The sequence below is a fragment of the Streptomyces sp. NPDC001889 genome, assembly GCF_053594535.1.
Window position 1 is genome coordinate 1 of record NZ_JBSFER010000056.1, and the last position, 11,225, is coordinate 11,225.

The following is an 11,225-nucleotide window of genomic DNA, read 5'->3' on the forward strand; positions in this document are numbered from 1 at the left end:
CGGAGGATGACCGCCCCGCTGCCGCTCAGGCCCCAGCCGCATGAGCGGGACGGCCGGACGCCGACCCCGCCGGCCGAGGCCCCCCGGCCTCACCCGCCCGCTCCTCACTGACCCGGGCGCCCCGGGCCGGAGCCGATCCGAGAGCATCGAGTCGGCCCGGGGCACTCCCCCACCACCCTGTACGAGAGGACCATCCATGAGGGTCACGCCCATGACCCCCGCTCAGATCCAGGCCGCTGACCGGACCCTGACGGCAGGCACCTGGACCATCACCGGCGGCGCCATCCTGTACTCCGTCCTCACGGTGACACCGCTGGTGATGCGGGTGACGCCGGAGGGCTGGGAGTGGACCGCGCCGATCCTGCCGGTCGTGGTCGACGCCGCAGTCGTCATCACGACGCGCATGGACGCGGTGGTCGCCCGGCTCGGTGGCCGGCCCGGGGGCTGGCCGACGGTCCTGCGGTGGATGACCGGTCTGATGACGCTGCTCCTCAACGTCGGCGACAGCGCGCTCAAGCGCGACTGGGTGGGCGTCGCGGTGCACTCCGTCGCCCCGATCCTGCTGATCGTGACGGCCGAGGCCGCGCTCGCGTACCGGCGGACGATCATCCAGCAGCTCGACCGCATCGAGCGTGAACAGGCAGATGAACGCTCCCGTGAACAGGCAGATGAACGCGTCCGTGAACAACGCGAGCGGGAGGAGCGTGAACACGCCGAGGACCGTGAACGTGACCGGGCGGACTCGGACCGGCGGGCCCGTGAACGCGCCGAGCGGGAGGCCCGGGAGCACACCGCCCAGATCGCCCGCGAGGAGCGTGAGGCCGCTGAGCGGCTGGAGCGTGAACGGCTGGACAGGGAGTCTGAGCAGGCCCGTGAGGACCGTGAGCACGCGCTCCGGATGGCCAAGCTCGAGGATGAGCGCCGGGCCCAGGAGCGCCGGGAAGACCGTGAACAGCGGGACCGGGCGGCTGCTAAGCGCGCTCGTGAGGCCGCTGAGCAGCGCCAGCGTGCCGACCGTGAACAGCCGCAGCCGCACCCCGTGAACACCAGCACGCCGGTCATGAACACCACCGCCACACCCGTGAACACCAGCGGGCTGACGGCCGCTACCTCCGTGTTCACGGACTCGGTGAACAGTGCGGAGACCCAGCCCATGAACACCCTGAAGCTCCCCGAGTCAGAGGCGCTGACCGTGCTCCGTGAACACCCGGGAGACAGCGTGCGCAGTTTGGCCGGCCGCACCGGCTGGTCCATCGGCTGGATCAACGCCCGCCGCAAGGAAATGAACGAGCTGGTCTCGAACTGAACGACCACACCAGCACCACCAGCCCCAGATTTGGCCACTGACGCGCGCAGGGAACCTCTCGTCTCCTCTGGTGCCGCACCGCGCATATGGCCGGGACCCCGTCCACGACGAGTACCCCCGCCTCTGGAACGAGCAGCGATCGCGCCCCCGCCGGACTCCCGGCGGGGGCGCATCCATGTCCACCCCCGGACGGGAAGGATGCCCACATGGAACGACCCCGCCTCACCCAGCAAGAGGCCGCAACGGCCGCCGGCGTCTCCCTGTCCACCATCCGCCGGCGCCGCGCCGACGGCAGCTTCCCGGGCGCCCGCCTGGACCCCGTCCGCGGCTGGCTCATCCCCGTGGAGGATCTCCTCGCCGCCGGGTTCCGGCTGAACGCCCCCGCACGCGCTGATGAGCAGCTGTCCGTGAGCGGGCGAGCGGGGGCCGCGAGCACCCCCTCCGATCAGACCGGGCCTGAGGCTCTCACCGCGCACGCTCAGGCGCTCAGCACCGAGCTGCTCGCCGCTCAGCACCGGGCGGAGCTGGCCGAGGCCGAGGCCCGGCATCTGCGGGCGCAGCTCGACGAGCGGGGCGAGCGGGTGGAGGTCCTCAACCGGCTCGTCCAGGCGCTCACCATGGGGACCGCTCCCCCGGCGACGGAGGCGGACAGGGAGGGGAACGAGCCGCCCGTGGTGCCCGCTCAGAGCGGCGGTCACGACCGCCCGCCCGCCGAGGCCGGGAGCACCCCGCCGCCTCGGCGCCGCTGGTGGGGCCGCCGCTCAGGCTGAGTCGCCGCTCCACACCCAGCGGCCGTCCGGGCCGGGCGTGTACCAGGACCGGCCGCCCTCCCCGTACATCCCGTGGTCGCACACCAGCGCCACACCTGGGTCCGGGTCCGCCGGGTCCACTCCGATCCGAGTGCCGTCCAGAGGCCCGCCGTGCAGGGTCACCAGTTCGTCCATGTCCCCATCGTGCCGGGCCCGGGGTCACCGCGCGGATGTATCCGCCCATCCGACCCCGGGGGGTGGGGAAGCGTAACCGCTCCCCACCCCGCGGCGGGGTCACCGGCGGCGGTAGAGCATCGGGACCAGGCCGACGATGACGACCGCGACGGCACCACCCGCCATGATCGGGTCGGCGATCCTCGGATGCTGGTAGCTCACGTAGACGGTCGCGCCGATGAGCATCGCCGCGACCGTCACGGCGAGCGCGATCACCAGCGGCAGGAGATCCCGGTGCTGTGACCCGTCAGGGCCCGGAGCAGACGGCGGAGCGGGGGGCGGGGTCGGCGCAGACGGCGGAGGCGGGGTGGGAGTCGACGTGGTCATGGAGAGTCCTCTCGAATGCGGGCACGACGAAGCGCGCCGTGGGTATGAAGAAGCCGCCGGCCTGTCCGAGGCACGGCGGCAGTCGCCCTGAGGGCGGAGGGAATGAGAAAGCCGCCGACCTGTCCGAGGTCCGGCGGCAGCACAACAGTGCGGTACGCGGGGGCAAGCGGCGCAAGCCGCTGGTGAGAGATCACCGTATCGGCGATCAGCCCCAATGCAAGGGCTCCGCCAGCCCTTGACAGCTCTCTCCTTTTCTCTCCCTTCTGGAGCGCATAAGTTGCCCGCCGGATCGGTGTCCGTGGTGTCCGCTCCTGTCGTCCGCTGTCTACCGGTGAATCTCCTGACAACCCGTCTGGCTCCTGATAATCTCCATTCTCAGGAGCCAGAACAGCGGGCAGTCTGAGGGGACTTCACATGGGCGAGATCGCACGGCGAAACCCGACGGCCGTCCCGGCCGTGCCTGGACCGCTCTCCCCCGCCGCGCGCGCGGCCGTGGAGGCCGGGCGCTCCGACTCCACCCGCCGCGCCTACCGCGAGGACCGGGCCGCCTATCTCGCGTGGTGCGCCGGCCACGGCCTGGCCCCGCTCCCCGCGTCGCCCGAGCAGCTGATCGAGTACGCCACGCACCTCACTACAGCGCCGCGTCCCCGGACCGGCCGGCCGTCCGCGCCCAGCTCCATCTCCCGCGCGCTCTCGGCCATCTCGACCCTGCACGCGGAGACCGGACTCCCCCGCCCCGAGACCAGCGGCGCCCGGCGGGTCCTCACCGGCTACCGCGACCAGCTGGCGCGCGCGAAGGACCCGGCCGCCCGGCCCAGGAAGGCGTCCCCCGCGATCCCGGCCGTACTGCGCGAGATGCTGGCCGCCCTCGACCGCACCACGCTGCCCGGCATGCGGGACGCGGCCCTGCTGCTCCTCGGATACGCGTCCGCGGCCCGCGCGTCCGAGCTGGTCGCGCTCGACATCGGCGACGTGACCGAGACCCCGGAGGGGCTGGACATCCCCATCTACCGGCACAAGATCAAGGCGTTCACGGACACCGCCATCCCCTACGGCAGCAACCCCGGCACCTGCCCCGTGCGGGCCGTCCGCGCCCTGATCACCGCACTCGCCGAGCAGGAGCGCAGCACTGGGCCCCTGTTCGTCCGGATCGACCGGCACGGCCGCATCGCCCCGCCCATGTACCGCCGGGGCATCCAGATCGGCGACCCGTCCGGCCGGATGACACCCGACGCGGCCTCAGACCTCGTACAGCGACTGGGCGCCGCCGCGGACCTCGACGGCCGGTGGCGCTCCCACTCGCTGCGCCGTGGCTTCGTCACCGCCTCCCACCGGGCCGGACACGACATGACCCGCATCGGCCGGCACGGCGGCTGGGCAGACGGCTCCAGCGCCCTGCACGGCTACATCGAAGACGGAGACCGCTGGGACGACAACCCCGTCTCCGGGCTCTGAGGGCTCTGAAGCCCTTCCACTAGGAGCACTCATGAAGATCAATCCCCGCCCAGCACGGACCACCACCCGCAGCACCTGGAGGAACTCATGATCGGCCAGATGTTCCGCAGCATGGATGACGGACACCCGTACTTCTTCCGCTGCACCGGGATCACCACCGACGACGCCGGCCAGACCCTCATCACCGGGTACAGCCGCGTCGGCCGGGACGGCGCGGAGAGCCCCTCGACCATCACCGAGGACCAGTGGCGGCGGCAGATGTGGACGCCGTACACGCTCGACCCCACGCTGACATGGACCGTGGAGCAGCTCAGCGGCAGCGCCTGGACCACCGCCAGCACCGACACCACACCGCGGACCAAGGTCGGCGCCCTCGACGTCGCCCGCGTCGCGCTGGCCGCCCACCTGATGGACATCGGGGAGCAGCCCGGCCCCGGCACGTACCGCGCCGTCGTCCAGGAGGAGAGCGGCACATCGGCCGTGGTCACCGAGGCCGACCTGACTGCCTACCTCCGCGACCGGGGGCACCACGGCCCCGTGACCACCCGGACCATCTGGAGCCTGGAACGGGAGGCGTTCATGGCCCTCCCCCAGCAGCTCCGGCGGCGCCTCCTCCAGCGCTAGCAGCACCAGCACCGGCAAGGGCCCGTCACCACCACCACGGTGACGGGCCCTCCAGCATGACCGAACCAACTGAAAATCTGACATTCCGACGTCTCGCCGTGAGACCCCACCAGAACGCCCTGACCTGCGAAAAGGAACGCCGGTGGAACAGATGAGACCGCCCTACGCGGGCGCGCGCGGGACCAGCCCCAACCGACCAGCACCCCCACCGCCAACACCACCTCACCCCGGCACCACGCCCCGGGGGAGCACCCCCTCCCCCCGCCCGCCGGCCACCGGGGACGTATAGACGGCAGCCGTGGCTACGGGTCTGGGGCATCCGGTTCCACCCGTGCTCACGCGCGGGGCTGCTCCTGGCCGTCGATGTCGACGCCGCCCCCGGACCCCAGCCGTCGACGACCGCCTGCCGGACCTCCCACCGGGGCCGGGGCCGGCACCGCCACCCACTCGGCATCTGCGGCCCTCTCAGCCGCTGTACGGGCCCGGGGATCACGGGGAGCGGGATCGGGGACCGGCGCGCCTGCGCCGAGCTGTCGTCGCGTCACGAGGGCACTCTCCCACCGCCCCTGCCGCGACCGGTCGCGGCCCCCTCCACACACGGGAGCGGAGCAGCGGACTCGCCGCCCCATAGCACCGGCCGCACCGGGCGCCCGTCGACGACACCCCAGGGTCGTCGACAGCATCCCGGTCGACGGGGCCGCGCCCGCTGATTCCCGACCCGGTGAAGTTCTAGAGGGGGTCTGACTGAACAAGCGGACTACCAGGGGGTGGGCAGGGACCCCCTCCGGTCCGCGCGAAGGACCGCCGGGGAGGGGAAATCGTGGCGTCGCAGGTCGGAGCATTTGCGCGGAACAGCCCCCAGAGCGGGGGGGAACCCGCTCCCCTACCGACGGCCGGACCGCCGGGGAGTGGCCTCTCCGGTCTGCCGGGTTCAGAACTTCCGGTGATCACGCGAACTGGGCCCAGTAAGCAATAACTCGCTGCTGCCCCGTACCGGGCCGGGACACTGGCCACATGGCCACTGACTCACCAGAACAGCCCGTTGCCGACAGGCTCACCGAAGCGCTCCACTTGCTTGATCTTGGGGTGCGCTACCTCTCCTTCGCAGCCGGGGAGGTAGCGGCAGACGACCAGGAGCGCGCGGTCCGGATGATGACGCAGGCGGAGACCCTGGGCGACATCATCAAGCGCATCCCGACCTGACCGAAACCTAACCGAACATGCCCTCCGGGCGACAGCCGCCCGGAGGGCACACAACGGCGTACAGCGACTCCCAGAACCCGTACACAGAGCGAGCGCCCTTCCCCGCGGTCCCTCGAGGCGGCCGACAGGGGTCCTCCCCCACCCGCCGGCCGTCCGTCGCCGACCCTGTCTCGCTCCGGGCCGACACAAAGGCCCCGTGAATCGGCCGTAAAGAGCCCTCTCACCTGCTCGCCCGCCCCGGCTCCGCCGGGGACCCACCCCAGAGCAGCACTCCCCCACCACCAGCTCGACGACAACCAGGGGTTGTCGACGTCCGCCAACGGCCGTCCCTCACAACGAACAGCGGAGCGGCTACGCCGCACGACCCTCCAGCCGCGCCCGCCGGATCACCTGATGGCCGGCCTCGGAGCGCGCGGGCGTGGTGAGCGGTCCTCACCGGATGGACCTCAGACAGAGGTCTGGCAGCCGCCGTTTCTACCTCCGGCCAGAGCAGCTCACCACCCCCCGGCGCAGCTTGGGGAGGGCTGCCGTCGGACGCCGTTTTACAGGTCCGCTAAACGATCTTGGTAGAGGGTTAGGGTGGGTTTTCCGAAACTCTCCATGCGTGCGCACATGGCGAATTAACGGAAAACCCTCTGTGACCCTCTACTTGTGCAGGTCAGAGCGTTGCGACCAAAAAACGAGACACCCCCCGTCAATTCTGCGGGGGGTGTCTTGAGGGAGTGCGGGTCAGGCAGGTTCGTCGGTCCCAGCGATCATGATCCCAAGGTAGTGACGGCTGCCGTTCCGGGTCTTTTTCTCGTACCCCCGGAGGGTCATGGACTCGGCGAACGCCTTCTCTGAGTTCGCTTGCTCTCCGCTTGCGAGGCACCAGCTCGTCCAGGAGCTGAAGAGGTCGCGAGCCTTTACGACCCCGTGGCTGTTCTTGATGGTCCGCTCCTCGAGGAAACGCCCGAGTACATCGCTCGATGCCTGGTACTCCTGGGTCCGCACCCGCACGACCTCCGGTGGAGCGAGGCCCTGCTCCTGATAGGCCAGCCACCCGTCATACGCCCACCCCAGCACGGCTGGCGCGGCCTTCCGGAGCCGGTCGGGCAGACTCCCGTCCCGCTCTTCCACAGGGATCACCACGTCGAACGGCACGACGAGGATGCGGCGCCAAACCGCCGGGTCATCGCCTGACACGGCCGGCAGATGGTTGGTCAGCATGATCAGAAGATGGCTGGGGTCGAACGTGATCGGGTTCTTGTGCATGAGGTTGGCCTCGATGGGGTCGCCTCCGACGAGGCGCTTCATAGTGGCCTCCGCGAACCGCTTCCCCTTCTCGGTCTCGGAGCAGAACACCAGCCGTGCCCCGCGCAGGCGCATCTTGAAGGCGCCGTGGCGCTCGTGCTTGGACTCCATGAGGATCGCGGGGTCGACCTCGATGGAGTAGTCGCCGAACGCGGCCATGAGGGCGTCTCGGAGGGTGCCCTTGCCGTTGGCGCCGGTGCCGGTGAAGATCGGCATCACGTGCTCGGTGACCCGCCCGTACATGGCGTACCCGAAGAGCCGCTGGACGAAGGCTCGTACCTCAGAGTCGGGGAGGATTCGTTCGAGGAACGCCTCCCACTCGGCCTCTCCGCCGTCCTCCTTGCCCTGGCCCTGTTCCTCGCTGTCCAGACCGGCGCCGGCGACCTTCGTGATCAGGTCCTCGCGCGAGCAGTCGCAGACATCGCCCGTCGCGAGGTTCACCGTGCCCGTGGGGGTGTTGAACAGGTACGGGTCCGCGTCCAGTTCCTTGCTCGCCACGCTCATGGGTGCACGGGCGGAGGCGATCTTGACCATGCCCTCCAGGCCGCTGGCGGACTCGCTCTTGCGGATGTCCTTGTACAGGTCATCCCGATCGTCGCCGGACATGTCGCGCAGCTCGACGAGCGCCGCCTTCACCGTGTCCACGGCATAGCTGATGTCGATCCGCTTCTCGTCTGCGAGCCAGCGGGCGCCGTCCCACTCGTGCCAGCCGATCCCGTGCACATGCCGCAACGCGTCCCCATGCTCTGCCAGGAACCGCTCTGCCATACGGAGCTGGCCCCGGTGCTGTACCACCTGTGAGGGGCGGGCGCGGCGAACAGCGCGTCGCTGTGCGGGGGGTCCGGGTGGTGTCGCCTTGGTCAGGTCGTCTCCCGCCCACATGTCGGTCTCGGTCACGCGGCACCTGCTCCGCTGGCGCGCACTCCGCGCTCCCACCCCGACCGGATCGTCCGTGCCGCGGGCCGCTCCGGCTGGCCGGCCGCGACCGCCGCCGCCAGGAGCAGCTGCTCCACGGCGGTCTCGCTGAGCACGGCCGGGGCCGTCGACGACAATTCCCCCAGCCACCGAGCGGCCCCGAAGAGCGTGCGGTTCCCCGTGCCGTCCGGTGCGGTCTCCACCCGCTCCACCGAGGTGTTCAGCGCGGCCGTGGCTGCCCGCTCCGCGCGGGTGCCGGACACAAGGTGCTGAACTCGAGGTGCCGGTACTCGGACGGGCTCGACGGCTGGGGGCTGCATCCGCTCGAGGAGCCAGGGCGGTAGCGGCTGGGGCATGAGCCCAGCATCGGAGATCCGGCGGTACACGATGCCCTGCGCCGCGCTGAACGACCCGGCGGCGATGACGTACCCCCCGATCCCCCGCACGTCGATCAGCGGCCCAAGGTGCGGCGCCGTGGCGCCGGCGCCCGTCGCGCAGCCGATCAGCGGCCCGTCGACGGGCTGCTGGTAGTACAGGTGCACGCCCCCGCTGGGGGTGAGCACGGTGTACGTGTCGGGCCACTCCTCCCCCGCGTCGGCGACCAGGCGCTCCAGGACGTCCGCCCCGGACGCCACGTCCTCCAGGTCCTCCGGCAGCACCGAGTCCGACTTGCGGATGTCCAGGTCGACGACCACCAGGCCGCGGCCGTCGACGGCCCGGCCGGTGAGGAGTCCGACGTGCGCGCGGGCGTACCGGCCCGACCACCACGCCCGGACCGTCTCCGGGTCCGAGAACCGTCTCATGGCCTCTGGAGACGAATCCCTCCTGAATCCGGCGACGAGCGCCGCCTTGTCCTTGCGGGAGCAGGGCACCACCGGGTAGCCGCGGCTGACCCATGTGAGCGCTACTGCCGTCTGTGCAGCGGTCACACTTACGGGCGGACGCCTGGACGCCGCGTCCAGGGCAGACCCTCGCGCGGGGGTGGGTAGCTCTGTGCCGTTAGGCCCCATGAGCTGGGCTTTTGTCATGCTGCGTGCGTCCCTCTACGGGGTAGGGGACGGTACCGGGGCCTGGACACCACGACCATAGGGCGGATGGTGGTCATGAGTCGGGCTGTCTTACTCTGTCCACGCAGGGGTCTGAATTCTGCGTTTCGTAGACCGCCTCTACCCGGCCCCGGTTACCGTCCGGTGGGTAGAATCCCGGTATGCGTCCTTGAGGCTCACCGATTCCCGTCGGTGGGCCTCGACGCATGTCTACGGCTAGGCCGTGGCCGGGAGCTCGCTGTTCAGTTCTGAGCGGTGGATGCGGATGAGTCGGCCGGTTGGGCCGATCCTCCGTATCCGGAGCTGTCCGCTCTCGGCCCAGCGGCAAACGGTCCGGTCCGACACCCGGAAATGGGTGGCGAACTCACTGACCGTGAGCCACTCGACCGTCGACGTGTCACTCTCCATGTCGCTGAATCGCCTCCTGAGGCTCTCGCGTCAGGAAAGACGATACCCCCCTGGCCCGACAGCCGTTGAGGACGGCAGCTGATCGGCTGAGGCCCGTGGCGGGGCTCTTTTCACTGGTGAGACACCACGAGACGTCATGGGACGTCTGGACAACCAGTGAGATCTTCCGGGAACTTCCGAGGATTTCAGAGCGTGACCGTAGGCAGAGTGGGCTGAGAATGTGCTCACACAGCCATAGACGGAGTGACCCCCGAATCTGTTACACCTTCGCCGCCACTCCCTAATTGCCCTCGCTGCTCAGGGAGGAAGACCAGCGGAGGATCGTTGCTCCGCCAGCGATCTTCACCGCTACCTCGACGACACGACCATCTGTGAGGGTTACGGTCCGCACCACCTGGGTCACGACCACCTCTCCGGTACTGAGGCCGAGAGATGCCTTTTCGGATTCAGTGGCAAGTCGTGAGGTCACCTCCTCAAGGACTTGGTCCTGTGTTGCTCCCAGCCGGTCCGCAGCCAGCTCACGAGAGCCCCCAGTGGATACGGACTGCGTCAACTCTGGAGTGACGGCGATCACGTAGGCCGGGTAATACGAGCTGCTGACATGGATCGGCACGCCATTCCTGCTGACTAGGCGCCGTCGGACATGGACGGGAGTCCCAGGAGCCACGTCCAGGCGCGGGGCGATCAGCTCGCTCGCTCCCACTGTGCCTACCTCCAAAATTTGGGAGGTTTCACCACTATCGAGGGCTTTTCCCGTAGCAGTGTGGAGACGGACCCGGGCTGCAATGTTGTTGCTGACGGGTCCCGCAACGACTGTTCCCACGCCGGCCCTGGGGAGCGTCAGCCCTTCCATCTTCAGCACGCGGTAGGCCCTGTTCGCGGTGGTGTTGGCCACGTCGAATCGCTCGCAGACCTCTCGGAGCGACGGCATCGTGTCGCCGGGCTTCAGCTCTCCACTCTGGATCTGCTGACGATAAAAGGCAGCAATCTTCGCGTATCCGGTTGTCTCGGTCATTACCGACTCCTCTCTTGGGGCTTCCGAGTGCAGAGGTGCACTCACGAGAGTAAGTCACGTGTAGTTATAGCGCTACTAGTAGCGCTCATGGGGACTGGTGGTCTACTGTGTGGATGCGTCGAAATTCCGGTCACCGGAATCTGTCGATGTGCCTTTTGACCTGCGGAAACGCAGGTGCCCGGCCCTGGGGTGCCTCCCGGGACCGGGCTGGACCGCCCTGAGGAGCGACGACCCATGAGCAGTATCCGCCGATGCCCGGATGGCCGGGCGTGGTGCACGGGCTTACCGCTGGACCATGCGGGCCCGGACGACCGGCTGCACTCCGGACCCGAGTACGCCATGACCGGCAGCTACGCCCCCGGCCCGCTGCTGAGCGTCCAGCTCATGCAGTGGGGTGACGGGACGCCGGCCGTCTCCCTCTCGGAGTCGACCTGGCCCGACCTGACGGAAACCCAGCTCGACGCGCTGATCGACGACCTAGCGCTCCACCTCCACCGCATCCGGCTCCTGCGAGCCCAGCTCGCCCGACTCGCCGAGGGAGGACCCGCCCCGTGCCGGCCGCCGGGGGTCGGCGGCGACGAGCTGCGGATGCGGGCGCTGCTGGCGGGGCTGGGGGTGTGCCGGTGAGCGGCTCGGTGGAGAACACGATG

12 protein-coding genes are annotated in these 11,225 nt (G+C 69.8%); 6 read left to right on the forward strand and 6 right to left on the reverse strand.

Translation table 11 applies throughout. The annotated features are described in order from the left end of the window. Positions 1 to 211 precede the first annotated feature (211 nt). Both ACWCRA_RS34990 and ACWCRA_RS34995 read left to right on the forward strand, forming a co-directional pair. Positions 212 to 1,306, forward strand: coding sequence for a DUF2637 domain-containing protein (locus ACWCRA_RS34990; RefSeq protein ID WP_451069451.1), 1,095 nt, complete (start codon positions 212 to 214; stop codon positions 1,304 to 1,306). A gap of 206 nt (positions 1,307 to 1,512) precedes the next feature. Then, on the forward strand, positions 1,513 to 2,076 hold the full coding sequence (locus ACWCRA_RS34995; RefSeq protein WP_451069452.1) for a helix-turn-helix domain-containing protein: 564 nt from the start codon (positions 1,513 to 1,515) through the stop codon (positions 2,074 to 2,076). On the opposite strand, the gene ACWCRA_RS35000 is transcribed toward ACWCRA_RS34995, so the two are convergent. After that, positions 2,068 to 2,250: a hypothetical protein gene (locus ACWCRA_RS35000; protein ID WP_451069453.1), complete on the reverse strand. Its 183-nt coding sequence runs from the start codon at positions 2,248 to 2,250 to the stop codon at positions 2,068 to 2,070. The two genes, ACWCRA_RS34995 and ACWCRA_RS35000, sit on opposite strands and share 9 nt — an antisense overlap. A gap of 99 nt (positions 2,251 to 2,349) precedes the next feature. Then, the gene (locus ACWCRA_RS35005) at positions 2,350 to 2,505 is read right to left on the reverse strand and encodes a hypothetical protein (RefSeq protein ID WP_451069454.1); all 156 of its coding nucleotides are present in this window, start codon (positions 2,503 to 2,505) and stop codon (positions 2,350 to 2,352) included. Between the two features lie 525 nt (positions 2,506 to 3,030). On the opposite strand from ACWCRA_RS35005, the gene ACWCRA_RS35010 reads away from it, so the two are divergent. From ACWCRA_RS35010 to ACWCRA_RS35020, 3 genes are all read left to right on the forward strand, one after another. Next, entirely contained in the window at positions 3,031 to 4,071 is a 1,041-nt protein-coding gene (locus ACWCRA_RS35010) for a tyrosine-type recombinase/integrase (protein WP_451069455.1), read from the forward strand. Between the two features lie 111 nt (positions 4,072 to 4,182). Next, a complete protein-coding gene (locus ACWCRA_RS35015; RefSeq protein WP_451069456.1) occupies positions 4,183 to 4,695 on the forward strand; it encodes a hypothetical protein in 513 nt (170 codons plus the stop codon). A gap of 1,014 nt (positions 4,696 to 5,709) precedes the next feature. After that, positions 5,710 to 5,898, forward strand: coding sequence for a hypothetical protein (locus ACWCRA_RS35020; protein WP_451069457.1), 189 nt, complete (start codon positions 5,710 to 5,712; stop codon positions 5,896 to 5,898). Between the two features lie 729 nt (positions 5,899 to 6,627). Here ACWCRA_RS35020 and ACWCRA_RS35025 read toward each other — a convergent pair. From ACWCRA_RS35025 to ACWCRA_RS35040, 4 genes are all read right to left on the reverse strand, one after another. Continuing rightward, on the reverse strand, positions 6,628 to 8,088 hold the full coding sequence (locus ACWCRA_RS35025) for a DNA primase family protein (RefSeq protein ID WP_451069458.1): 1,461 nt from the start codon (positions 8,086 to 8,088) through the stop codon (positions 6,628 to 6,630). After that, positions 8,085 to 9,134 (reverse strand): bifunctional DNA primase/polymerase, encoded by a 1,050-nt coding sequence (locus tag ACWCRA_RS35030; protein WP_451069459.1) that lies wholly within the window; start codon positions 9,132 to 9,134, stop codon positions 8,085 to 8,087. Before ACWCRA_RS35030 ends, ACWCRA_RS35025 begins: the two co-directional genes overlap by 4 nt. Before the next feature lie 234 nt (positions 9,135 to 9,368). Then, positions 9,369 to 9,560, reverse strand: a complete 192-nt coding sequence (locus tag ACWCRA_RS35035) for a helix-turn-helix domain-containing protein (RefSeq protein WP_451069460.1) — start codon at positions 9,558 to 9,560, stop codon at positions 9,369 to 9,371. A gap of 280 nt (positions 9,561 to 9,840) precedes the next feature. Beyond that, positions 9,841 to 10,575 (reverse strand): GntR family transcriptional regulator, encoded by a 735-nt coding sequence (locus ACWCRA_RS35040; protein ID WP_451069461.1) that lies wholly within the window; start codon positions 10,573 to 10,575, stop codon positions 9,841 to 9,843. 234 nt (positions 10,576 to 10,809) lie between these two features. Here ACWCRA_RS35040 and ACWCRA_RS35045 point away from each other — a divergent pair, with 234 nt between their 5' ends. Further along, the gene (locus ACWCRA_RS35045) at positions 10,810 to 11,202 is read left to right on the forward strand and encodes a DUF6907 domain-containing protein (protein ID WP_451069462.1); all 393 of its coding nucleotides are present in this window, start codon (positions 10,810 to 10,812) and stop codon (positions 11,200 to 11,202) included. The last annotated feature ends 23 nt before the right edge of the window (positions 11,203 to 11,225 follow it).

Coding starts and splice junctions, on each gene's coding strand:
- ACWCRA_RS34990 (WP_451069451.1), top strand. CDS start 212: ATGACCCCCGCTCAGATCCAGGCCGCTGACCGGACCCTGACGGCAGGC.
- ACWCRA_RS34995 (WP_451069452.1), top strand. CDS start 1,513: ATGGAACGACCCCGCCTCACCCAGCAAGAGGCCGCAACGGCCGCCGGC.
- ACWCRA_RS35000 (WP_451069453.1), bottom strand. CDS start 2,250: ATGGACGAACTGGTGACCCTGCACGGCGGGCCTCTGGACGGCACTCGG.
- ACWCRA_RS35010 (WP_451069455.1), top strand. CDS start 3,031: ATGGGCGAGATCGCACGGCGAAACCCGACGGCCGTCCCGGCCGTGCCT.
- ACWCRA_RS35015 (WP_451069456.1), top strand. CDS start 4,183: ATGGATGACGGACACCCGTACTTCTTCCGCTGCACCGGGATCACCACC.
- ACWCRA_RS35020 (WP_451069457.1), top strand. CDS start 5,710: ATGGCCACTGACTCACCAGAACAGCCCGTTGCCGACAGGCTCACCGAA.
- ACWCRA_RS35030 (WP_451069459.1), bottom strand. CDS start 9,134: ATGACAAAAGCCCAGCTCATGGGGCCTAACGGCACAGAGCTACCCACC.
- ACWCRA_RS35035 (WP_451069460.1), bottom strand. CDS start 9,560: ATGGAGAGTGACACGTCGACGGTCGAGTGGCTCACGGTCAGTGAGTTC.
- ACWCRA_RS35040 (WP_451069461.1), bottom strand. CDS start 10,575: ATGACCGAGACAACCGGATACGCGAAGATTGCTGCCTTTTATCGTCAG.
- ACWCRA_RS35045 (WP_451069462.1), top strand. CDS start 10,810: ATGAGCAGTATCCGCCGATGCCCGGATGGCCGGGCGTGGTGCACGGGC.